32 protein-coding genes are annotated in these 22,168 nt (G+C 54.5%); all 32 read left to right on the forward strand.

Features of this window, described 5'->3' with window-relative positions; genetic code table 11:
* Window positions 1-2: 2 nt before the first annotated feature.
* A complete protein-coding gene (gene rpoC / locus KGB03_RS12125) occupies window positions 3-4,202 on the forward strand; it encodes a DNA-directed RNA polymerase subunit beta' (protein ID WP_111451230.1) in 4,200 nt (1,399 codons plus the stop codon).
* Between the two features lie 216 nt (window positions 4,203-4,418).
* Complete coding sequence (rpsL, locus tag KGB03_RS12130) at window positions 4,419-4,790, forward strand: 30S ribosomal protein S12 (protein WP_002555494.1); 372 nt, start codon at window positions 4,419-4,421, stop codon at window positions 4,788-4,790.
* A gap of 118 nt (window positions 4,791-4,908) precedes the next feature.
* Window positions 4,909-5,379: a 30S ribosomal protein S7 gene (rpsG, locus tag KGB03_RS12135; protein WP_002555493.1), complete on the forward strand. Its 471-nt coding sequence runs from the start codon at window positions 4,909-4,911 to the stop codon at window positions 5,377-5,379.
* A gap of 30 nt (window positions 5,380-5,409) precedes the next feature.
* Entirely contained in the window at window positions 5,410-7,515 is a 2,106-nt protein-coding gene (fusA, locus tag KGB03_RS12140; RefSeq protein WP_033059466.1) for an elongation factor G, read from the forward strand.
* Window positions 7,516-7,546: 31 nt separating this feature from the next.
* Window positions 7,547-8,740, forward strand: coding sequence for an elongation factor Tu (gene tuf, locus KGB03_RS12145; RefSeq protein WP_111451228.1), 1,194 nt, complete (start codon window positions 7,547-7,549; stop codon window positions 8,738-8,740).
* A 141-nt stretch (window positions 8,741-8,881) separates the two neighbouring features.
* On the forward strand, window positions 8,882-9,193 hold the full coding sequence (rpsJ, locus tag KGB03_RS12150; RefSeq protein ID WP_003186070.1) for a 30S ribosomal protein S10: 312 nt from the start codon (window positions 8,882-8,884) through the stop codon (window positions 9,191-9,193).
* An 80-nt stretch (window positions 9,194-9,273) separates the two neighbouring features.
* The gene (rplC, locus tag KGB03_RS12155; RefSeq protein WP_003186059.1) at window positions 9,274-9,909 is read left to right on the forward strand and encodes a 50S ribosomal protein L3; all 636 of its coding nucleotides are present in this window, start codon (window positions 9,274-9,276) and stop codon (window positions 9,907-9,909) included.
* A 12-nt stretch (window positions 9,910-9,921) separates the two neighbouring features.
* Complete coding sequence (rplD, locus tag KGB03_RS12160) at window positions 9,922-10,524, forward strand: 50S ribosomal protein L4 (RefSeq protein WP_007896707.1); 603 nt, start codon at window positions 9,922-9,924, stop codon at window positions 10,522-10,524.
* Window positions 10,521-10,820, forward strand: a complete 300-nt coding sequence (gene rplW, locus KGB03_RS12165) for a 50S ribosomal protein L23 (protein ID WP_002555488.1) — start codon at window positions 10,521-10,523, stop codon at window positions 10,818-10,820. The genes rplD and rplW overlap by 4 nt, the downstream gene beginning before the upstream one ends.
* A gap of 14 nt (window positions 10,821-10,834) precedes the next feature.
* Window positions 10,835-11,659: a 50S ribosomal protein L2 gene (gene rplB, locus KGB03_RS12170; protein WP_003176423.1), complete on the forward strand. Its 825-nt coding sequence runs from the start codon at window positions 10,835-10,837 to the stop codon at window positions 11,657-11,659.
* Between the two features lie 16 nt (window positions 11,660-11,675).
* Entirely contained in the window at window positions 11,676-11,951 is a 276-nt protein-coding gene (gene rpsS / locus KGB03_RS12175; RefSeq protein WP_002555486.1) for a 30S ribosomal protein S19, read from the forward strand.
* A gap of 13 nt (window positions 11,952-11,964) precedes the next feature.
* Window positions 11,965-12,297, forward strand: coding sequence for a 50S ribosomal protein L22 (gene rplV, locus KGB03_RS12180; RefSeq protein ID WP_003103908.1), 333 nt, complete (start codon window positions 11,965-11,967; stop codon window positions 12,295-12,297).
* 13 nt (window positions 12,298-12,310) lie between these two features.
* Window positions 12,311-12,997 carry a 30S ribosomal protein S3 gene (gene rpsC, locus KGB03_RS12185; protein WP_003176422.1) on the forward strand — a complete coding sequence of 229 codons (687 nt, stop codon included), beginning with the start codon at window positions 12,311-12,313 and terminating at the stop codon, window positions 12,995-12,997.
* A 12-nt stretch (window positions 12,998-13,009) separates the two neighbouring features.
* On the forward strand, window positions 13,010-13,423 hold the full coding sequence (gene rplP / locus KGB03_RS12190; protein WP_008145497.1) for a 50S ribosomal protein L16: 414 nt from the start codon (window positions 13,010-13,012) through the stop codon (window positions 13,421-13,423).
* Entirely contained in the window at window positions 13,423-13,614 is a 192-nt protein-coding gene (gene rpmC / locus KGB03_RS12195) for a 50S ribosomal protein L29 (protein WP_002555481.1), read from the forward strand. The genes rplP and rpmC overlap by 1 nt, the downstream gene beginning before the upstream one ends.
* Window positions 13,615-13,616: 2 nt before the next feature.
* Complete coding sequence (gene rpsQ / locus KGB03_RS12200) at window positions 13,617-13,883, forward strand: 30S ribosomal protein S17 (protein WP_003176419.1); 267 nt, start codon at window positions 13,617-13,619, stop codon at window positions 13,881-13,883.
* Between the two features lie 23 nt (window positions 13,884-13,906).
* A complete protein-coding gene (gene rplN / locus KGB03_RS12205) occupies window positions 13,907-14,275 on the forward strand; it encodes a 50S ribosomal protein L14 (protein ID WP_002555479.1) in 369 nt (122 codons plus the stop codon).
* A gap of 11 nt (window positions 14,276-14,286) precedes the next feature.
* Window positions 14,287-14,601, forward strand: a complete 315-nt coding sequence (rplX, locus tag KGB03_RS12210; protein ID WP_008145498.1) for a 50S ribosomal protein L24 — start codon at window positions 14,287-14,289, stop codon at window positions 14,599-14,601.
* Between the two features lie 20 nt (window positions 14,602-14,621).
* Window positions 14,622-15,161 (forward strand): 50S ribosomal protein L5, encoded by a 540-nt coding sequence (rplE, locus tag KGB03_RS12215; protein WP_003176415.1) that lies wholly within the window; start codon window positions 14,622-14,624, stop codon window positions 15,159-15,161.
* Window positions 15,162-15,174: 13 nt separating this feature from the next.
* Window positions 15,175-15,480 carry a 30S ribosomal protein S14 gene (rpsN, locus tag KGB03_RS12220; protein WP_003176414.1) on the forward strand — a complete coding sequence of 102 codons (306 nt, stop codon included), beginning with the start codon at window positions 15,175-15,177 and terminating at the stop codon, window positions 15,478-15,480.
* Window positions 15,481-15,689: 209 nt separating this feature from the next.
* On the forward strand, window positions 15,690-16,082 hold the full coding sequence (gene rpsH / locus KGB03_RS12225) for a 30S ribosomal protein S8 (RefSeq protein ID WP_003186040.1): 393 nt from the start codon (window positions 15,690-15,692) through the stop codon (window positions 16,080-16,082).
* Window positions 16,083-16,094: 12 nt separating this feature from the next.
* Window positions 16,095-16,628, forward strand: coding sequence for a 50S ribosomal protein L6 (gene rplF, locus KGB03_RS12230; RefSeq protein ID WP_007896774.1), 534 nt, complete (start codon window positions 16,095-16,097; stop codon window positions 16,626-16,628).
* 10 nt (window positions 16,629-16,638) lie between these two features.
* The gene (gene rplR, locus KGB03_RS12235; RefSeq protein WP_003186037.1) at window positions 16,639-16,989 is read left to right on the forward strand and encodes a 50S ribosomal protein L18; all 351 of its coding nucleotides are present in this window, start codon (window positions 16,639-16,641) and stop codon (window positions 16,987-16,989) included.
* Window positions 16,990-16,992: 3 nt separating this feature from the next.
* The gene (rpsE, locus tag KGB03_RS12240) at window positions 16,993-17,493 is read left to right on the forward strand and encodes a 30S ribosomal protein S5 (protein ID WP_007943782.1); all 501 of its coding nucleotides are present in this window, start codon (window positions 16,993-16,995) and stop codon (window positions 17,491-17,493) included.
* A 2-nt stretch (window positions 17,494-17,495) separates the two neighbouring features.
* Complete coding sequence (gene rpmD / locus KGB03_RS12245; protein ID WP_003186033.1) at window positions 17,496-17,672, forward strand: 50S ribosomal protein L30; 177 nt, start codon at window positions 17,496-17,498, stop codon at window positions 17,670-17,672.
* Between the two features lie 3 nt (window positions 17,673-17,675).
* Window positions 17,676-18,113, forward strand: a complete 438-nt coding sequence (gene rplO / locus KGB03_RS12250) for a 50S ribosomal protein L15 (RefSeq protein WP_007896782.1) — start codon at window positions 17,676-17,678, stop codon at window positions 18,111-18,113.
* Window positions 18,114-19,442 (forward strand): preprotein translocase subunit SecY, encoded by a 1,329-nt coding sequence (gene secY, locus KGB03_RS12255; RefSeq protein WP_003228718.1) that lies wholly within the window; start codon window positions 18,114-18,116, stop codon window positions 19,440-19,442.
* 27 nt (window positions 19,443-19,469) lie between these two features.
* Window positions 19,470-19,586 carry a 50S ribosomal protein L36 gene (gene rpmJ / locus KGB03_RS12260; RefSeq protein ID WP_002555468.1) on the forward strand — a complete coding sequence of 39 codons (117 nt, stop codon included), beginning with the start codon at window positions 19,470-19,472 and terminating at the stop codon, window positions 19,584-19,586.
* A 130-nt stretch (window positions 19,587-19,716) separates the two neighbouring features.
* Window positions 19,717-20,073, forward strand: a complete 357-nt coding sequence (rpsM, locus tag KGB03_RS12265) for a 30S ribosomal protein S13 (RefSeq protein ID WP_003186020.1) — start codon at window positions 19,717-19,719, stop codon at window positions 20,071-20,073.
* A 30-nt stretch (window positions 20,074-20,103) separates the two neighbouring features.
* Window positions 20,104-20,493 (forward strand): 30S ribosomal protein S11, encoded by a 390-nt coding sequence (rpsK, locus tag KGB03_RS12270; protein WP_002555466.1) that lies wholly within the window; start codon window positions 20,104-20,106, stop codon window positions 20,491-20,493.
* Between the two features lie 18 nt (window positions 20,494-20,511).
* Window positions 20,512-21,132 carry a 30S ribosomal protein S4 gene (rpsD, locus tag KGB03_RS12275; protein WP_003210056.1) on the forward strand — a complete coding sequence of 207 codons (621 nt, stop codon included), beginning with the start codon at window positions 20,512-20,514 and terminating at the stop codon, window positions 21,130-21,132.
* Between the two features lie 22 nt (window positions 21,133-21,154).
* Complete coding sequence (locus KGB03_RS12280) at window positions 21,155-22,156, forward strand: DNA-directed RNA polymerase subunit alpha (RefSeq protein WP_003186012.1); 1,002 nt, start codon at window positions 21,155-21,157, stop codon at window positions 22,154-22,156.
* Window positions 22,157-22,168 lie beyond the last annotated feature (12 nt).

Consider the following 22,168-nt stretch of genomic DNA (forward strand, 5'->3'; position numbering starts at 1 on the left):
CCTTGAAAGACCTACTGAATTTGCTGAAAAACCAGGGTCAAGTCGAAGAGTTCGACGCCATCCGTATTGGATTGGCATCGCCTGAGATGATCCGTTCGTGGTCGTTCGGTGAAGTTAAAAAGCCGGAAACCATCAACTACCGTACGTTCAAACCTGAGCGTGACGGCCTGTTCTGCGCCAAGATCTTTGGCCCGGTAAAGGATTACGAGTGCCTGTGCGGTAAGTACAAGCGCTTGAAGCACCGCGGTGTGATCTGCGAGAAGTGCGGCGTTGAAGTCGCGCTGGCCAAAGTTCGTCGTGAGCGCATGGCGCACATCGAACTGGCTTCGCCGGTTGCCCACATCTGGTTCCTGAAGTCGCTGCCGTCGCGTATCGGCTTGCTGATGGACATGACCTTGCGTGATATCGAGCGCGTTCTCTACTTCGAGAGCTATGTCGTTATCGATCCAGGCATGACCACCCTTGAAAAAGGTCAGCTGCTCAACGATGAGCAGTACTTCGAAGCGCTGGAAGAGTTCGGCGACGATTTCGATGCCCGCATGGGTGCCGAAGCTGTCCGTGAACTGCTGCACGCTATCGATCTGGAACACGAGATTGGCCGTCTGCGTGAAGAAATTCCGCAAACCAACTCCGAAACCAAAATCAAGAAGCTGTCCAAGCGTCTGAAGTTGATGGAAGCCTTCCAGGGTTCCGGCAACCTTCCAGAATGGATGGTGCTGACCGTTCTGCCGGTTCTGCCGCCAGATCTGCGTCCACTGGTCCCGCTGGATGGCGGTCGCTTCGCGACTTCCGACCTCAACGATCTGTATCGTCGAGTGATCAACCGTAACAACCGCTTGAAGCGCCTGCTTGATCTGTCCGCTCCGGACATCATCGTGCGCAACGAAAAGCGTATGTTGCAGGAAGCTGTCGATGCACTGCTCGATAACGGTCGTCGTGGCCGCGCTATCACTGGTTCCAACAAGCGTCCTCTGAAATCCCTGGCTGACATGATCAAGGGTAAACAGGGTCGTTTCCGTCAGAACTTGCTCGGTAAGCGTGTTGACTACTCCGGTCGTTCGGTAATTACCGTAGGTCCGACCCTGCGTCTGCACCAGTGCGGTCTGCCGAAGAAAATGGCTCTCGAGCTGTTCAAGCCGTTCATTTTTGGCAAGCTGGAAATGCGTGGTCTCGCTACCACAATCAAAGCTGCCAAGAAGATGGTTGAGCGCGAGCTGCCAGAGGTTTGGGACGTTCTCGCTGAAGTGATCCGTGAACACCCGGTTCTCCTCAACCGTGCACCGACCCTTCACCGTCTGGGTATCCAGGCGTTTGAACCGGTACTGATCGAAGGTAAGGCTATCCAGCTGCACCCTCTGGTCTGTGCTGCGTACAACGCCGACTTCGACGGCGACCAAATGGCCGTGCACGTACCGCTGACACTGGAAGCCCAGTTGGAAGCGCGTGCGTTGATGATGTCGACCAACAACATTCTGTCGCCAGCCAACGGTGAGCCAATCATCGTTCCGTCGCAGGACGTTGTATTGGGTCTGTACTACATGACTCGTGAAGCGATCAACGCCAAGGGCGAAGGTCGTGTGTTTGCGGATCTGCAAGAAGTTGACCGTGTGTTCCGTGCCGGCGAAGCCGCACTGCACGCTAAAGTCAAAGTGCGGATCAACGAAACCGTCAACGATCGTGATGGTGGCAGCGTCAAGAACACCCGTATCGTCGACACCACTGTCGGCCGTGCGCTGTTGTTCCAGGTTGTTCCGCCTGGCCTGTCGTACGACGTCGTCAACCAGCCAATGAAGAAAAAGGCGATCTCCAAGCTGATCAACCAGTGCTACCGCGTGGTTGGTTTGAAAGAGACCGTGATCTTCGCTGACCAGTTGATGTACACCGGTTTTGCCTATTCGACCATTTCTGGCGTTTCCATCGGTGTTAACGACTTCGTTATCCCGGATGAAAAAGCCCGCATCATCAATGCTGCTACTGATGAAGTGAAAGAGATCGAAAGTCAGTACGCCTCCGGCCTGGTAACCCAGGGCGAGAAGTACAACAAAGTGATCGACCTTTGGTCCAAGGCGAACGACGAAGTTTCCAAGGCAATGATGGCCAACCTCTCGAAAGAGAAAGTCATCGACCGCCACGGTGTCGAAGTCGACCAAGAGTCTTTCAACTCGATGTACATGATGGCCGACTCGGGCGCACGGGGTTCTGCTGCGCAGATCCGTCAGCTCGCCGGTATGCGTGGTCTGATGGCCAAGCCGGACGGTTCCATCATCGAAACGCCGATTACTGCGAACTTCCGTGAAGGTTTGAGCGTACTTCAGTACTTCATCTCCACTCACGGTGCTCGTAAAGGTTTGGCGGATACCGCGTTGAAAACTGCGAACTCCGGTTACCTGACTCGTCGTCTGGTAGACGTGGCGCAGGATCTGGTAGTAACCGAGATCGATTGCGGCACCGAACATGGCCTGGTAATGACTCCGCACATTGAAGGCGGTGACGTTGTTGAGCCGCTGGGTGAGCGCGTATTGGGTCGTGTTATTGCCCGTGACGTGTTCAAGCCAGGTACCGAAGAAATCATCGTTCCTGCCGGCACGCTGGTAGACGAGAAGTGGGTCGAGTTCATCGAGCTGAACAGCATCGACGAAGTGATCGTGCGTTCGCCGATCAGCTGCGAAACCCGCTACGGCATTTGCGCCAAGTGCTACGGCCGTGACTTGGCTCGTGGTCACCAGGTGAACATCGGTGAAGCGGTCGGCGTTATCGCTGCCCAGTCCATCGGTGAGCCGGGTACCCAGCTGACCATGCGTACGTTCCACATCGGTGGTGCGGCAAGCCGGACCTCCGCAGCCGACAGCGTTCAGGTGAAGAATGGCGGTACCGTCCGTCTGCATAACCTGAAGCACGTTGAGCGAGTGGATGGCTGCCTGGTTGCTGTGTCCCGTTCCGGTGAACTGGCAATCGCTGATGACTTCGGGCGTGAGCGCGAGCGTTACAAGCTGCCGTACGGTGCTGTGATTTCGGTTAAAGAAGGTGACAAGGTCGACGCTGGCGCAATCGTGGCCAAGTGGGATCCGCACACTCACCCAATCGTTACCGAAATGAAAGGTACCGTGACCTACGTGGGCATGGAAGAAGGCATCACGATCAAGCGTCAGACTGACGAATTGACCGGTATGACCAACATTGAAGTACTCGACGCCAAAGACCGTCCAGCTGCCGGTAAAGATATTCGTCCTGCAGTGAAGATGGTTGATGACAACGGCAAGGATCTCTTGCTGCCGGGTACTGACGTAATTGCTCAGTACTTCCTGCCTGCTAACGCCCTGGTTGGTGTAGCGGATGGCGCGAAGATTGCGATCGGTGATGTTATCGCTCGTATCCCGCAAGAGACTTCGAAGACCCGTGACATCACTGGTGGTCTGCCGCGTGTTGCCGACTTGTTCGAAGCACGTCGTCCGAAAGAAGCCTCGATTCTGGCTGAAGTCAGCGGCACCATCGCGTTCGGTAAAGAGACCAAGGGCAAGCGCCGTCTGGTTATCACTCCGAACGATGGCTCCGATCCGTACGAAGAGCTGATTCCAAAGTGGCGTCACCTGAACGTCTTCGAAGGCGAACAGGTAAACCGCGGCGAAGTTATCTCCGACGGCCCGAGCGATCCACACGACATCCTGCGTCTGCTGGGTGTGAGTGCGCTGGCCAAGTACATCGTAAACGAGATCCAGGACGTTTATCGTCTGCAAGGCGTGAAGATCAACGACAAGCACATCGAGACCATCCTGCGTCAGATGTTGCGTAAGGTTGAAATCGCTGAATCTGGCGACTCGACTTTCATCAAGGGCGACCAGATGGAGTTGACTCACGTTCTGGTAGAGAACGAGCGTTTGGCTGGCGACGAGAAATTCGTTTCCAAGTTCACTCGCGTGCTGCTGGGTATCACCAAGGCGTCGTTGTCCACCGAATCGTTCATCTCGGCGGCTTCCTTCCAGGAAACCACTCGCGTACTGACCGAAGCGGCGGTAACCGGCAAGCGCGATTACCTGCGCGGCCTGAAAGAAAACGTGGTCGTGGGTCGTCTGATCCCGGCTGGTACCGGTCTGGCTTATCACAGCGAGCGCAAGCGCCGCCGTGATGCTGACAAACCGTTGCGCGTAAGCGCCAGTGAAGTGGAAGCTGCACTGACCGAAGCGCTGAACTCGAGCGGTAACTGAGTTCTGCGGTAAATGAGCGTAAGGCCCTGGCCATTCCGTTCATCGAATCGAGACAATTTGTCGAGGTTGGATGAGCGGGGAGGTCGGGGCCTTGCCTTGACTGGGGGCAAGATCCTCTTTAGACTCTTGTACCCCTAAATTTGGCGGGAATTCGTTCCTGCCATTTTGCTTTTCTTGCAAGACAATAGCGTCGCAAGACAACAGTGGAGCTAGTAGATGGCAACTATCAACCAGCTGGTACGTCAGCCGCGTAAGCGTATCGTCGAGAAATCCGACGTGCCTGCGCTGCAGAACTGCCCGCAACGTCGTGGCGTATGCACCCGTGTGTATACCACCACGCCGAAAAAACCTAACTCGGCACTGCGTAAAGTATGCCGTGTGCGTCTGACCAACGGTTTCGAGGTTTCCTCGTACATCGGCGGTGAAGGCCACAACCTGCAAGAGCACAGCGTGGTACTGATCCGCGGCGGTCGTGTAAAAGACTTGCCAGGTGTTCGTTACCACACCGTACGCGGTTCTTTGGATACTTCCGGCGTTAAAGGTCGTAACCAGGGTCGTTCGAAGTACGGTACCAAGAAGCCTAAGTAGTAGTGGCTTTTTGTAAAAACTGATTTTCTATTTTTCTGAGTCGATAAGAGTAAGGTCGGAGGCGTCCCGAAAGGGCACCGATTCCGAGCGAACCTGAAGACCGTTTGAGGGCTTATCCATGCCAAGAAGACGCGTAGCAGCCAAGCGCGAAGTGCTTGACGATCCAAAATACGGAAGCCAAATCCTGGCCAAGTTCATGAACCACGTAATGGAAAGCGGCAAGAAAGCCGTTGCCGAGCGTATCGTTTATGGCGCGCTGGAGAAGGTTAAAGAACGCAAGAACAGCGACCCCCTGGAAATCTTCGAGAAAGCTCTCGACGCCATCGCTCCGCTGGTCGAAGTAAAGTCGCGCCGTGTAGGCGGTGCTACTTACCAGGTTCCGGTTGAAGTTCGTCCGTCCCGTCGTAACGCCCTGGCAATGCGCTGGTTGGTAGACTTCGCCCGCAAGCGCGGCGAGAAGTCTATGGCTCTGCGTTTGGCTGGCGAACTGTTGGACGCTGCCGAAGGTAAAGGTGCTGCAGTTAAGAAGCGTGAAGACGTGCACCGCATGGCTGAAGCCAACAAGGCTTTCTCGCACTACCGCTTCTAATTTTAGCGTCACTAATTTTGCGAGGGCTTTATGGCTCGTACTACACCGATTAATCGCTACCGTAACATTGGTATCGTTGCTCACGTGGATGCTGGTAAGACCACCACCACCGAGCGCGTCCTTTTTTACACTGGCAAAAGTCACAAGATGGGCGAGGTGCATGACGGCGCCGCGACCACAGACTGGATGGTGCAGGAGCAGGAGCGTGGTATTACCATTACTTCTGCTGCTATTACCGCCTTCTGGCAGGGTTCCGAGAAGCAGCACAAAGACCAATACCGCTTCAACGTTATTGATACCCCGGGCCACGTTGACTTCACTATTGAAGTTGAGCGTTCCCTGCGTGTACTCGATGGCGCGGTCGTTGTGTTCTGCGGCACCTCGGGTGTTGAGCCTCAGTCGGAAACCGTATGGCGTCAAGCCAACAAATACGGCGTTCCACGTCTTGTTTACGTAAACAAGATGGACCGTGCTGGTGCAAACTTCCTGCGCGTGATCGGTCAGATCAAGCAGCGTCTGGGTCACACTCCGGTGCCAATCCAGTTGGCTATCGGTTCCGAAGATAACTTCCAGGGTCAGATCGATCTGATCGCCATGGAAGCTGTTTACTGGAATGACGCTGACAAAGGCATGGTTCCAGTTCGCAAGCCTATCCCTGCTGAACTGCAGGAACTGGCTGACGAGTGGCGCGGCAACATGGTTGAGGCTGCGGCCGAAGCCAGCGAAGAGCTGATGAACAAGTACCTCGAAGGTGAAGAACTCACCAACGCGGAAATCAAGGCCGCTCTGCGTCAGCGTACTATCGCTGGTGAGATCGTTCTGGCTGTTTGCGGTTCTTCCTTCAAGAACAAGGGTGTTCCCCTGGTTCTCGACGCCGTTATCGACTACCTGCCTGCTCCTACCGACATTCCTGCCATCAAGGGTACTGACCCGGATGACGAGACCAAGGAAATGGAGCGTCACGCTGACGACAGTGAGCCGTTCTCGGCGCTGGCGTTCAAGATCGCTACCGACCCATTCGTGGGTACCTTGACCTTCGTTCGAGTTTACTCGGGCGTGTTGGCCTCCGGCGACGGCGTGATCAACTCGGTTAAAGGCAAAAAAGAGCGCGTGGGTCGTATGGTGCAAATGCACGCAAACGCCCGTGAAGAAATCAAGGAAGTACGCGCTGGTGACATCGCGGCCTTGATCGGCATGAAGGACGTCACTACTGGCGAAACTTTGTGCAACGCTGACAAGCCAATTATCCTGGTTCGCATGGACTTCCCGGAGCCGGTTATTTCGGTTGCCGTAGAGCCTAAGACCAAGGACGACCAGGAAAAAATGGGTATCGCTCTGGGCAAACTCGCTCAGGAAGACCCGTCTTTCCGCGTCAAGACTGATGAAGAGACTGGTCAAACGATCATCTCCGGCATGGGCGAGTTGCACCTGGACATCCTGGTTGACCGGATGCGCCGTGAGTTCAACGTCGAAGCCAACATCGGTAAGCCTCAAGTTTCGTACCGTGAGCGCATCACGAAGAGTTGCGAAATTGAAGGCAAGTTCGTTCGCCAATCCGGCGGTCGTGGCCAGTTCGGTCACTGCTGGATTCGTTTTGCTCCTGCTGACGAAGGTCAGGAAGGTCTGCAATTCCTGAACGAAGTAGTGGGTGGTGTGGTTCCTAAGGAATACATCCCGGCTATCCAGAAGGGTATCGAAGAGCAGATGAAGAACGGCGTTGTCGCCGGCTATCCGCTGATCGGCCTGAAGGCTACCGTGTTTGATGGTTCCTACCACGACGTCGACTCGAACGAGATGGCGTTTAAGGTGGCTGCCTCCATGGCGACCAAGCAGCTGGCCCAGAAGGGCGGTGGTGAGTTGCTTGAGCCGATCATGGCGGTAGAGGTTGTTACGCCTGAAGACTATATGGGTGACGTGATGGGCGACCTTAACCGTCGTCGTGGCATGATCCTGGGTATGGAAGACACGGTTTCCGGCAAAGTTATTCGCGCCGAGGTTCCGTTGGGTGAAATGTTCGGTTACGCAACCGACGTTCGTTCCATGTCCCAAGGTCGCGCAAGCTACTCTATGGAATTCAAAAAATACAATACGGCTCCGTCGCACATCGTCGAAACCGTTACCAAAAAACAAGGCTGAATCAGCCCCTTTAGGCTAGGAGTTAATTGTCGTGGCTAAAGAAAAATTTGACCGTACCCTCCCGCACGTCAACGTTGGCACCATCGGTCACGTCGACCACGGTAAAACCACGCTGACCGCTGCTCTGACTCGCGTCTGCTCCGAAGTTTTCGGTTCGGCTGTTGTTGCTTTCGACAAAATCGATAGCGCTCCGGAAGAAAAGGCTCGCGGTATCACCATCAACACCGCACACGTTGAATACAACTCGGCGATCCGTCACTACGCTCACGTTGACTGCCCAGGTCACGCTGACTATGTGAAGAACATGATTACCGGTGCTGCCCAGATGGACGGCGCTATCCTGGTTTGCTCGGCCGCTGATGGTCCGATGCCACAAACCCGTGAGCACATCCTGCTGTCCCGTCAGGTTGGCGTTCCGTACATCGTTGTCTTCCTGAACAAGGCTGACATGGTTGACGACGCTGAGCTGCTGGAATTGGTTGAGATGGAAGTGCGCGATCTGCTGAGCACTTACGACTTCCCAGGTGATGACACTCCGATCATCATTGGTTCGGCTCTGATGGCCCTGAACGGCCAAGACGACAACGAAATGGGTACCACCGCTGTTAAGCGTCTGGTAGAAACTCTGGACAGCTACATCCCAGATCCAGTTCGTGTTATCGACAAGCCGTTCCTGATGCCAATCGAAGACGTATTCTCGATCTCCGGTCGCGGTACTGTTGTAACTGGCCGTATCGAGCGCGGTATCGTCAAGGTTCAGGATCCACTGGAAATCGTTGGTCTGCGTGACACTACCGTCACCACCTGCACCGGTGTTGAAATGTTCCGTAAGCTGCTCGACGAAGGTCGTGCTGGCGAGAACTGCGGCGTGCTGCTGCGCGGCACCAAGCGTGACGACGTTGAGCGTGGCCAGGTTCTGGTCAAGCCAGGTTCGGTTAAGCCGCACACTACCTTCGAAGCTGAAGTGTATGTGTTGAGCAAAGAAGAAGGCGGTCGCCACACTCCGTTCTTCAAAGGCTACCGTCCACAGTTCTACTTCCGGACCACTGACGTGACCGGTAACTGCGAACTGCCGGAAGGCGTTGAAATGGTAATGCCAGGCGACAACATCAAAATGGTTGTCACCCTGATCAAAACCATCGCAATGGAAGATGGTCTGCGTTTCGCTATTCGTGAAGGCGGTCGTACCGTCGGCGCTGGCGTCGTAGCCAAAATCATCGCTTAATAAGTGATGACTTGAAAAAGCCCCCGCCTAGCGGGGGCTTTTTTATTGGGTTGACACTGTAGTAGCCCGTCTATAGAATTGCGCCTCCTTTTAACGGGCGTATTGCGCTCGCTGGGAATAGCAGCCGGAGTCTGAAATCCAATGCAAAATCAGCAAATCCGTATCAGGTTGAAGGCTTTTGACCATCGCCTGATCGACCAATCCACCCAGGAAATCGTGGAAACCGCGAAACGTACTGGTGCTCAAGTGCGTGGTCCAATTCCACTGCCTACCCGTAAAGAGCGGTTCACCGTTCTGGTCTCCCCGCACGTCAACAAAGACGCGCGTGACCAGTATGAGATCCGTACTCATAAGCGCGTTCTGGACATCGTCCAGCCAACGGATAAAACCGTTGATGCTCTTATGAAGCTTGATCTTGCGGCCGGTGTGGAAGTGCAGATCAGCCTCGGCTAAGACTCGGTCTTAGTCGTGTAACGCTCTGAAATGGGCGGCCATAGCGGGTGAAAGCCCCGTACACTCATGAGGTTTACAACATGACTATTGGTGTAGTCGGTCGTAAATGCGGTATGACCCGTATTTTCACCGAAGAAGGTGTCTCCATTCCGGTCACGGTCATTGAGATCGAACCGAATCGCGTCACCCAGTTCAAAACTGAAGAGACCGATGGCTATCGTGCAGTGCAAGTCACTGTAGGCGAGCGTCGTGCTTCGCGTGTTACAGCTGCTCAAGCTGGCCACTTCGCTAAAGCGAACGTTGCCGCTGGTCGTACCGTAATGGAATTCCGTCTTGAAGAAGGCGAGTACCAGGCCGGCGATCTGATCAACGCTGAAATCTTCGCTGCTGGTCAACTGGTTGATGTAACCGGTCAATCCAAAGGTAAAGGCTTCCAGGGTACGATCAAGCGTTGGAATTTCCGCGGGCAAGATAATACCCACGGTAACTCCGTATCCCACCGCGTTCCAGGCTCTATCGGCCAGTGCCAGACTCCTGGTCGTGTATTCAAGGGCAAAAAAATGTCCGGTCATATGGGCGCTGAGCGCGTGACCGTGCAGTCCCTCGAAGTAGTGCGCGTGGACGCTGAACGCAATCTGTTGTTGGTCAAGGGCGCTGTTCCTGGCGCTACTGGCGGCAACTTGGTTGTACGTCCAGCAGCCAAGGCTCGCGGTTAAGGGGAAGCTGACATGCAATTAAATGTAAATGACGCTCAAGCGATCGAAGTTTCCGAACTGACATTTGGCGGCGAATTCAACGAGACGCTGGTTCACCAAGCAGTCGTGGCCTACATGGCCGGCGGCCGTCAAGGTAGCAAGCAGCAAAAGACCCGTTCCGACGTTCGTGGTGGCGGTAAGCGCCCATGGCGTCAGAAAGGTACTGGCCGTGCTCGTGCCGGTACTATCCGTAGCCCAATCTGGCGTGGCGGCGGTACCACTTTCGCAGCTCGTCCTCAGGATCACACCCAGAAGCTGAACAAGAAGATGTATCGCGCAGCAATGCGTTCCATCCTTGCTGAGCTGGTGCGTACTGATCGTCTGGTTGTGGTTCAGGACTTCGCTGTTGATGCACCGAAGACCAAAGATCTGCTGAACAAACTGACCGGCATGGGCCTGACTGACGTCTTGATCGTGTCTGAAGTGGTTGATCAGAACCTGTACCTGGCTGCTCGTAACCTGCCACACGTTGATGTACGTGACGTGCAAGGTTCCGATCCAGTTAGTCTGATCGCATACGACAAGGTGTTGATCACCGTGTCGGCCGTGAAGAAATTCGAGGAGCTGCTGGGATGAACCAGGAACGCGTATTTAAAGTTCTGCTTGGCCCGCACGTTTCCGAGAAGGCTACGGTTCTGGCTGACAAGAAAGGCCAGTTCGTTTTCAAGGTTGCAACTGACGCAACCAAGCTGGAAATCAAGAAGGCCGTCGAAAGCCTGTTCAGCGTGAAAGTAGAGCGTGTTACTACCCTGAATGTTCTGGGTAAGAGCAAGCGCACTGCTCGCGGTCTGGGCAAGCGTAATGACTGGAAGAAGGCAGTTATCTCCCTTCAGCCAGGCCAAGATCTCGATTTCAGCAGCAGTGCTGAGTAAGGAAGGGGTGCATCATGGCAATCGTTAAATGCAAACCGACTTCCCCTGGCCGCCGTTTTGTGGTCAAGGTGGTCAACCAGGAGCTGCATAAAGGCGCTCCTCACGCACCGCTGCTCGAGAAAAAATCGAAGACTGGTGGTCGTAACAACAATGGTCGTATTACCACTCGTCACATCGGTGGTGGCCATAAGCAGCATTATCGGCTGGTCGATTTCCGTCGCAACGACAAAGATGGCATCTCTGCCACTGTCGAGCGTATTGAATACGATCCAAACCGTACTGCTCACATCGCTCTGCTGCTGTACGCAGATGGCGAGCGTCGCTACATCATCGCCCCTAAAGGCGTGAGTGCTGGCGACCAGCTGATCGCAGGTGCCCTGGCACCGATCAAGCCGGGCAACGCTCTGCAACTGCGTAACATTCCAGTTGGTAGCACCGTACACGGCATCGAATTGAAGCCAGGTAAAGGCGCACAAATCGCTCGTTCCGCTGGTGCTTCGGCTCAGCTGATCGCTCGTGAAGGTGTCTACGTGACCCTGCGTCTGCGTTCTGGTGAGATGCGTAAAGTGCTGGCTGAATGCCGCGCGACCCTGGGTGAAGTCTCGAACTCCGAGCACAGCCTGCGTTCGCTGGGTAAAGCTGGTGCCAAACGCTGGCGTGGCGTTCGCCCAACCGTTCGTGGTGTTGCCATGAACCCGGTTGACCACCCACATGGTGGTGGTGAAGGTCGTACCTCTGGTGGTCGTCATCCGGTATCGCCATGGGGCTTCCCGACTAAGGGCGCGAAGACTCGTGGTAATAAGCGTACCGACAAAATGATCGTCCGTCGTCGCAAGTAAATAGAGGGATACGACAGTGCCACGTTCTCTGAAAAAAGGTCCTTTTATTGATCTTCACCTACTGAAGAAGATCGAAGTGGCGGCGGAAAAGAACGATCGCAAACCAGTTAAAACCTGGTCGCGTCGTTCGATGATCCTGCCACAAATGGTCGGTTTGACCATTGCAGTTCATAACGGTCGTCAACATGTTCCAGTTCTCGTGAACGAAGACATGGTCGGCCACAAACTGGGCGAGTTTGCCGGTACCCGCACATATCGTGGGCACGTGGCAGACAAGAAAGCCAAGCGTTAAGGGGTAAGGAACGATGGAAGTAGCCGCTAAGTTGTCGGGCGCTCGAATCTCCGCCCAGAAAGCCCGCTTGGTCGCCGACCAGATCCGCGGGAAGAAGGTGGGCGAAGCGCTCAACCTGTTGGCTTTCAGCAGTAAGAAAGCCGCCGAGATCATGAAGAAAGTGCTGGAGTCGGCCGTAGCCAACGCCGAGCATAACGAAGGCGCAGACGTTGATGACCTTAAAGTCAGCACCGTTTTCGTCAACGAAGGGCGTTCGCTGAAGCGAATCATGCCACGTGCCAAAGGCCGTGCTGATCGCATCGTCAAGCGGTCTTGCCATATCACTGTCAAGGTTGCTGACAAGTAACGGAGTCGAAGAGATGGGTCAGAAAGTACATCCCATTGGCATTCGCCTGGGAATCGTCAAGGAGCACACCTCCGTCTGGTACGCAGACGGTCGGACTTATGCGGACTATTTGTTCGCTGATCTGAAGGTGCGTGAGTATCTCCAAGACAAACTAAAAAGCGCGTCCGTAAGCCGTATCGATATCCATCGTCCGGCTCAAACTGCACGTATCACCATCCACACCGCTCGTCCAGGTATCGTTATCGGGAAGAAAGGTGAAGATGTTGAGAAACTGCGTCAGGACCTGACCAAACAAATGGGTGTGCCTGTGCACATCAATATCGAAGAAATCCGCAAGCCGGAGCTCGACGGTATGTTGGTTGCGCAGAGCGTAGCTCAGCAGCTGGAGCGTCGCGTAATGTTCCGTCGCGCTATGAAGCGCGCTGTACAGAACGCCATGCGCATTGGTGCCAAAGGCATCAAAATCCAAGTGAGCGGTCGTCTCGGCGGTGCTGAAATCGCACGTACTGAATGGTATCGCGAAGGTCGTGTGCCACTGCACACCCTGCGTGCCGACATCGACTATGCCAACTACGAAGCTCACACCACTTATGGTGTGATCGGTGTAAAGGTTTGGATCTTCAAAGGCGAAGTAATTGGTGGTCGCCAAGAAGAACTGAAGCCACAAGCACCAGCGCCTCGTAAAAAAGCTGCTAAGTAAGGGGTACGCCAAATGTTGCAACCAAAGCGTACGAAGTTCCGCAAGCAGATGACAGGCCACAACCGTGGTCTGGCTCAGCGCGGTAGCAAAGTCAGCTTCGGCGAGTTCGCGCTGAAGTCTGTAGCTCGTGGTCGTCTCACCGCTCGTCAGATCGAGTCAGCGCGTCGTGCTCTGACCCGTCACGTTAAACGTGGCGGCAAGATCTGGATCCGTGTATTCCCGGACAAGCCTATTTCCAAAAAGCCACTCGAAGTTCGGATGGGTAAAGGTAAGGGTAGTGTGGAGTACTGGGTTGCCCAGATTCAGCCAGGCAAAGTCCTGTATGAAATCGAGGGTGTTACTGAAGAGCTGGCGCGTGAGGCTTTTGCCCTGGCTGCTGCAAAGCTGCCGCTCGCCACCGCCTTTGTTAAACGGACGGTGATGTGATGAAAGCGAATGAACTTCGTGAAAAATCCGCACAGCAGCTGAACGAGCAACTGCTCGGCCTGCTGCGCGACCAGTTCAATCTGCGTATGCAGAAAGCAACTGGCCAGTTGGGGCAGTCTCATCTGCTCTCGCAAGTTAAACGTGACATCGCTCGCGTGAAGACTGTGCTTAACCAGCAGGCAGGTAAGTAATCATGGCTGAAGCCGAAAAAACTGTCCGTACGCTGACTGGCCGTGTTGTCAGCGACAAGATGGACAAAACCATCACCGTTCTGATCGAGCGTCGCGTTAAGCACCCGATCTACGGTAAATACGTTAAGCGTTCGACTAAGCTGCACGCGCACGACGAAACCAATCAGTGCCACATCGGCGACAAAGTCACTATTCGTGAAACTCGTCCGCTGGCCAAGACCAAGTCTTGGGCATTGGTTGATGTTCTCGAACGCGCTGTGGAAGTCTAAGGACTAGGGGTCGGAGAAATTATATGATTCAGACTCAATCCATGCTCGATGTGGCCGATAACAGTGGCGCTCGCCGTGTTATGTGCATCAAGGTGCTGGGTGGCTCCCATCGTCGTTACGCTGGTATCGGTGACATCATCAAAGTTACCGTGAAGGAAGCAATTCCTCGCGGTAAAGTGAAAAAAGGCCAAGTGATGACTGCTGTTGTAGTCCGCACTCGTCACGGCGTACGTCGTGCTGATGGCTCCATTATCCGCTTTGATGGCAACGCTGCTGTTCTTCTGAACAACAAGCAAGAGCCGATCGGCACCCGTATCTTTGGGCCAGTGACCCGTGAACTTCGTACTGAGAAGTTCATGAAGATCGTCTCGCTCGCCCCAGAAGTGCTGTAAGGAGATCCGACATGCAAAAGATTCGTCGTGACGACGAGATCATCGTGATCGCCGGCAAAGACAAAGGTAAGCGCGGTAAGGTGCTTAAGGTTCTCGCTAATAACCGTCTGGTTATTGGTGGTCTGAACCTGGTTAAGCGTCATACCAAGCCTAACCCGGCGTCGGGCGTACAAGGCGGTATCGTCGAAAAAGAAGCTCCACTGGACGCTTCTAACGTCGCCATTTTCAACGGCGAAACCAACAAGGCTGACCGCGTTGGTTTCAAAGTAGAAGACGGCAAGAAAATTCGTGTCTTCAAGTCGACCCAAAAAGCGGTTGATGCTTGAACACTGCTAGGTAGAAGACCATGGCACGACTAAAAGAGATTTACTGGAAGGAAATCGCACCGAAGCTTAAGGAAGAACTTAAGCTTTCGAACGTGATGGAAGTTCCACGCGTTACAAAAATCACCCTGAACATGGGTCTGGGCGAAGCGGTCGGTGACAAAAAAGTCATCGAGCATGCTGTTGCCGACCTGGAAAAGATCACCGGCCAAAAAGTCGTTGTGACCTACGCTCGGAAATCCATCGCTGGCTTTAAAGTCCGTGAAGGTTGGCCGATCGGCGTCAAAGTGACCCTGCGCCGTGAGCGTATGTACGAGTTCCTGGATCGTCTGCTGTCGATCTCCCTGCCTCGGGTTCGCGACTTCCGCGGCCTGAATGCCAAGTCCTTCGATGGTCGTGGTAACTACAGCATGGGCGTTAAAGAGCAGATCATCTTCCCGGAAATCGACTACGACAAGATCGATGCTCTCCGCGGTCTGGACATTACCCTGACCACCACTGCCAAGAACGATGATGAAGGTCGCGCCCTGTTGCGTGCTTTCAAATTCCCGTTCCGCAACTGATTGGAGTAGGAAAATGGCCAAGATGAGCATGAAAAACCGCGAGCTGAAGCGTCAGCTCACGGTTGCCAAGTACGCCAAGAAGCGTGCAGCACTGAAAGCTATCATCGTTGATCTGAACGCAAGTCCAGAAGCGCGTTGGGAAGCTACAGTAGCTCTGCAGAAGCAGCCACGTGACGCAAGCGCCTCGCGCATGCGTAACCGCTGCCGCCTGACCGGTCGTCCACACGGCGTTTACCGCAAGTTCGGCCTTGGCCGTAACAAGCTGCGTGAAGCTGCAATGCGTGGTGACGTACCTGGTCTGGTTAAAGCCAGCTGGTAAGCACTATCAAAGTCTCGGTGTTCGGGATCGCAAGATCCTGACCACCGGTGACCTTGAACTTGAATCAAGCCCCTTTTGGGGCTTGATTCATTTGTGGGGTGTGTCTAGAATACCCGGCTCGCCTGAGCCCGTGCTTTTTCCGCATGGATGAGCTCGGCGACAAGTAGTAGCCGCAAGGCTAATTTTTTTGTATTAGGAGCGTCTAGCCCATGAGTATGCAGGACCCGTTAGCGGACATGCTAACTCGAATCCGTAATGCCCAGATGGCTGAAAAGTCCGTCGTAAGCATGCCATCTTCTACTTTGAAGGTAGCTGTTGCCAAAGTCCTGAAGGACGAAGGTTACATTGCGGGTTATCAGATCAGCAGCGAAATCAAACCACTGCTGTCTATCGAGCTGAAATACTTCGAAGGCCGTCCGGTCATCGAAGAAGTGAAGCGCGTTAGCCGTCCAGGCCTGCGTCAGTACAAGTCCGTCGATGATCTGCCAAAAGTTCGTGGCGGTCTCGGTGTGTCTATCGTCTCCACCAACAAAGGTGTGATGACGGATCGTGCTGCGCGCGCTGCCGGTGTCGGCGGCGAAGTTCTTTGCACTGTGTTCTAAGGGGGGATAAGCATGTCACGCGTCGCTAAGAACCCCGTTAAGCTGCCAGCCGGTGTCGAAGTCAAATTCGCAGGCCAACAGCTTTCGGTGAAGGGTGCCAAGGGCACTCTCGAACTGAACATCCATTCGTCCGTTGAGATCGTTGAAGAAGCTGGTGAGCTGCGTTTCGCTGCTCGCAATGGCGATCAACAAACTCGCGCAATGGCTGGTACCACTCGTGCGTTGGTAAACAACATGGTCCAAGGCGTAAGCCAAGGCTTCGAGCGCAAGCTCCAGCTGGTCGGTGTTGGTTACAAAGCGCAAGCAAAAGGCACAGTGCTGAACCTGGCTCTTGGCTTCTCGCACCCAGTGGATTATGAACTGCCGGAAGGCATCACCGCTGAGACTCCTAGCCAAACCGACATCCTGATCCGGGGTATCGATAAGCAGCTGGTAGGTCAAGTGGCCGCCGAGATCCGCGACTTCCGTCCACCAGAGCCGTACAAAGGCAAAGGTGTGCGCTACGCGGACGAAGTCGTCCGTCGTAAAGAAGCCAAGAAGAAGTAGGGCATAGCAAATGACCGACAAAAAAGTTACTCGACTGCGTCGCGCTCGCAAAGCACGCCTGAAAATGCACGAACTAGAAGTCGTGCGTCTCTGCGTGTTCCGCTCGTCGCAGCACATTTACGCCCAGGTCATTTCGGCCGACGGCAACAAAGTCCTGGCATCTGCCTCGACTTTGGATAAAGAACTGCGTGATGGCGCCACTGGCAACATCGACGCGGCCACTAAGGTTGGCCAGCTGGTCGCTACGCGTGCTAAAGCCGCTGGCGTCTCGCAGGTGGCTTTCGACCGCTCTGGCTTCAAGTACCACGGCCGCGTCAAGGCGCTGGCTGATGCTGCTCGTGAAGCTGGGCTGGAGTTCTAAGTTATGTCAAATAACGACCAAAAGCGCGACGAAGGCTACATCGAGAAGCTGGTTCAAGTTAACCGCGTAGCCAAAACCGTTAAAGGCGGCCGTATCTTCACTTTCACCGCGTTGACCGTGGTTGGTGATGGTAAAGGGCGTGTTGGCTTCGGCCGTGGCAAGTCGCGTGAAGTGCCTGCTGCGATCCAGAAGGCAATGGAAGCTGCTCGCCGCAACATGATCCAAGTTGATCTGAACGGCACCACTCTGCAGTACGCAATGAAGTCCGGTCACGGCGCTTCGAAGGTGTACATGCAGCCTGCTTCTGAAGGTACCGGTATCATCGCTGGCGGCGCTATGCGTGCTGTCCTCGAGGTTGCTGGCGTTCAGAACGTTCTGGCCAAGTGCTACGGCTCGACTAACCCGGTAAACGTGGTTCACGCCACTTTCAAAGGTTTGAAAGCTATGCAGTCTCCTGAATCCATTGCCGCCAAGCGTGGCAAAAGCGTCAAGGAGATCTTCTGATCATGGCTACCGTAAAAGTTACGCTGATCAAAAGCATGACCGGCCGCATCCCTAACCACAAATTGTGCGTTAAGGGTCTGGGTCTGCGTCGCATCGGTCACACTGTAGAAGTACTTGATACTCCCGAGAATCGCGGGATGATCAACAAGGCTTACTACATGCTGCGTGTCGAGGGTTAATCGATGAAACTCAATGATCTGAGTCCAGCGCCGGGTTCCCGTCGCGAAAAGCATCGTCCGGGCCGTGGTATCGGTAGTGGTTTGGGCAAGACCGGTGGCCGTGGCCACAAAGGTCAGTCCTCCCGCTCCGGTGGCACCATTGCTCCAGGCTTTGAAGGCGGTCAACAGCCGCTGCATCGTCGCCTGCCGAAATTCGGTTTTGTTTCCCTGAAAGCCATGGATCGCGCAGAAGTGCGTTTGTCCGAGCTGGCTAAAGTGGAAGGCGACATCGTCACCGTGCAGTCCTTGAAAGATGCCAACGTGATCAACGTCAACGTTCAGCGTGTGAAAATCATGCTGTCCGGCGAAGTTACTCGCGCTGTCACCATCGGAAAGGGAATCGGCGCCACCAAAGGTGCGCGTGCGGCTATCGAAGCAGCTGGCGGCAAGTTCGAGGAATAAATGGCTAAGCAAGGTGCTCTCTCTGCGCTCGGCAAAGGCGGTATGTCTGAACTCTGGGCTCGTCTGCGTTTTCTGTTCCTGGCGATTATCGTCTACCGAATAGGCGCACACATCCCGGTTCCAGGTATCAACCCGGACCGACTCGCGGACCTGTTTCGACAGAATGAGGGGACCATTCTTAGCTTGTTCAACATGTTTTCCGGCGGCGCGCTGGAACGGATGAGCATCTTTGCACTGGGGATCATGCCGTACATTTCGGCATCGATCATCATGCAGCTGATGACCGCCGTGAGCCCGCAGCTGGAACAGTTGAAGAAGGAAGGTGAAGCTGGCCGTCGCAAGATCAGCCAGTACACCCGCTACGGCACTGTCGTTCTCGCTCTCGTTCAGGCAATTGGCATGTCCATTGGTCTGGCGGGGCAGGGCGTTGCGTTCACTGGTGACTTTGGCTTCCATTTCGTCGCGGTATCCACTTTTGTGGCTGGTGCGATGTTCATGATGTGGCTGGGTGAGCAGATTACTGAGCGTGGTGTTGGCAACGGTATCTCGATGTTGATTTTTTCGGGTATCGTCGCCGGTCTTCCGAGAGCGATCGGGCAGTCTTTCGAGTCTGCGCGTCAGGGTGATATCAACATCTTCGCCCTGGTTGCCATCGGTTTGCTGGCAGTAGCGATTATCGGTTTCGTGGTGTTCATTGAGCGTGGTCAGCGTCGTATTGCTGTTCACTACGCCAAGCGTCAGCAGGGCCGCAAGGTCTTCGCTGCGCAGACTAGCCACTTGCCGCTGAAGGTGAACATGGCCGGTGTTATTCCGGCCATTTTCGCGAGCAGCATTTTGCTGTTCCCGGCTTCGTTGGGTGCCTGGTTCGGCCAGTCTGAAGGTATGGGCTGGTTGCAGGACATCTCGCAGTCGATCGCTCCTGGTCAGCCGTTGAATATTCTGCTGTTTAGTGCAGGGATTATTTTCTTCTGCTTCTTCTATACGGCGTTGATGTTCAATCCGAAAGACGTAGCGGAAAACCTGAAGAAGTCCGGTGCCTTTATTCCGGGCATCCGTCCAGGTGAGCAGTCTGCGCGCTACATTGATGGCGTTCTGACTCGCTTGACCATGTTCGGTGCTCTTTACATGACGGCCGTGTGCTTGCTGCCCCAGTTCCTGGTGGTTGCAGCAAACGTACCGTTCTACCTTGGCGGGACCTCGTTGCTGATCGTCGTCGTGGTTGTGATGGACTTCATGTCCCAAGTACAATCGCACCTCGTTTCGCACCAGTACGAATCCCTGATGAAGAAAGCCAACCTGAAGGGTTACGGCAGCGGCATGTTGCGCTGAGTACCCATAAGGTTCGAGGAGTTGGTGATGAAAGTTCGTGCATCGGTGAAAAAGCTGTGCCGTAACTGCAAGATTATTCGCCGCGAAGGTGTTGTTCGAGTAATTTGCAGCGCGGAACCGCGTCACAAACAGCGCCAAGGCTGAGTGTGATTGTGCTTCAAGCCCGGTAGCTAGTGCGCTACCGGGTTGATTATTTGTTATTACAGCGATATTATCTCGCGCCCTATTTCTTGGCTTCCGGGGCGTAGGTAGCTGTCAATTGGAGTCCCACTGAATGGCCCGTATTGCAGGCGTTAACATTCCAGATAACAAGCATACTGTTATCTCGCTGACCTACATCTATGGTGTTGGTCGCACTACTGCACAGAAGATCTGTGCAGTGACTGGGGTAAACCCAGCCGCAAAGATCAAAGATCTGAGCGACGAGCAGATTGAACAGCTGCGTGGCGAAGTGGCGAAGTTCACCACTGAAGGTGACCTGCGTCGCGAAATCAACATGAAAATCAAGCGTTTGATGGACCTCGGTTGCTATCGCGGTCTGCGTCATCGTCGTGGTCTTCCAGTACGCGGTCAGCGTACCAAGACTAACGCGCGTACCCGTAAAGGTCCGCGTAAGCCGATCCGCAAGTAATCGCCCCAGCGAATCGACAGGAAATTAATCATGGCTAAACCTGCTGCTCGTCCTCGTAAAAAAGTCAAAAAGACAGTGGTTGATGGCATCGCCCACATCCACGCGTCTTTTAACAACACAATCGTGACCATCACCGACCGTCAAGGTAACGCTCTTTCCTGGGCTACCTCCGGTGGTTCGGGTTTCCGCGGTTCCCGCAAGTCCACCCCGTTTGCTGCTCAAGTAGCTGCTGAACGTGCTGGTCAAGCTGCGCTGGAATACGGCCTGAAAAACCTCGACGTCAACGTCAAAGGTCCAGGCCCAGGTCGTGAATCTGCAGTCCGCGCTTTGAACGGCTGTGGCTACAAGATCGCCAGCATCACCGACGTGACGCCAATCCCGCACAACGGGTGCCGTCCGCCGAAGAAGCGCCGCGTGTAATCCAGGAGATTGTAAAGAATGGCTCGTTACATTGGTCCAAAATGCAAACTCGCTCGTCGCGAAGGCACCGATCTCTTCCTGAAGAGCGGCGTGCGCGCGATCGAATCGAAGTGCAACATTGAAGCAGCACCTGGTATCCACGGTCAACGCCGCGGTCGCCAGTCCGATTACGGCACCCAACTGCGTGAAAAGCAGAAGGTCCGTCGTATCTACGGCGTTCTCGAGCGTCAATTCAGCGGCTACTACAAAGAAGCAGCTGGCAAGAAAGGTGCAACTGGCGAAAACCTGTTGCAACTGCTCGAATGCCGTCTGGACAACGTTGTATACCGTATGGGTTTTGGCTCTACTCGTGCCGAATCCCGTCAGCTGGTATCGCACAAATCCGTAAGCGTTAACGGTCAGACCGTAAACGTGCCGTCGTACCAGGTTCGTGCTGGTGACGTGGTCGCGATTCGCGAGAAAGCAAAGAACCAACTTCGCATTGTCCAAGCTCTCGATCTGTGTGCCCAACGTGGCCGCGTAGAATGGGTAGAAGTAGACACTGAGAAGAAGTCGGGCGTTTTCAAGAACGTTCCAGCTCGCAGTGATCTGTCCGCCGACATCAACGAAAGCCTGATTGTCGAGCTCTACTCCAAGTAAGGGCTAGAAAATAGGTGCATCCATGCAGATTTCGGTAAATGAGTTCCTGACACCCCGCCATATTGATGTGCAGGTTGTCAGTCCAACCCGCGCCAAGATCACTCTCGAGCCTCTCGAGCGTGGTTTTGGCCACACCCTGGGCAACGCGCTGCGCCGCATCCTGTTGTCCTCAATGCCCGGCTGCGCAGTAGTCGAGGCCGAGATTGACGGTGTGCTCCATGAGTACAGCGCCATCGAAGGTGTACAGGAAGACGTAATTGAAATCCTGTTGAACCTTAAAGGTCTGGCTATCAAGCTGCACGGCCGTGACGAAGTTACGCTGACCTTGTCGAAGAAGGGTTCGGGGGTGGTTACCGCTGCCGATATTCAGCTGGATCATGATGTCGAGATCGTTAACCCCGATCACGTAATCGCTAACCTGGCGTCTAACGGCGCCCTGAACATGAAGCTCACCGTAGCTCGTGGTCGTGGTTATGAACCGGCAGACTCGCGTCAGAGCGATGAAGACGAAAGCCGCAGCATCGGTCGCTTGCAGCTTGACTCTTCGTTCAGCCCGGTTCGCCGTATCGCATACGTGGTGGAAAACGCCCGTGTCGAGCAGCGTACTAACCTGGACAAGCTGGTTATTGATCTGGAAACCAACGGTACTCTGGATCCTGAAGAGGCTATTCGCCGCGCTGCAACCATTCTGCAACAGCAGTTGGCTGCGTTCGTCGACCTCAAAGGTGACAGTGAGCCAGTGGTTGTCGAGCAGGAAGACGAGATCGATCCGATCCTGCTTCGCCCGGTTGACGATCTGGAACTGACTGTACGTTCGGCTAACTGCCTTAAGGCGGAAAACATCTACTACATCGGTGACCTGATTCAGCGTACCGAAGTAGAGCTGTTGAAGACTCCGAACCTTGGCAAGAAATCCTTGACTGAAATCAAGGACGTTCTGGCCTCCCGCGGTCTGTCCCTCGGCATGCGCCTCGACAACTGGCCGCCTGCAAGTCTTAAGAAGGACGACAAGGCGACTGCCTGATCGTCGTAATCA

The organism is Pseudomonas sp. BF-B-26, assembly GCF_019956495.1.
In the GTDB taxonomy this organism is placed as follows: domain Bacteria; phylum Pseudomonadota; class Gammaproteobacteria; order Pseudomonadales; family Pseudomonadaceae; genus Aquipseudomonas.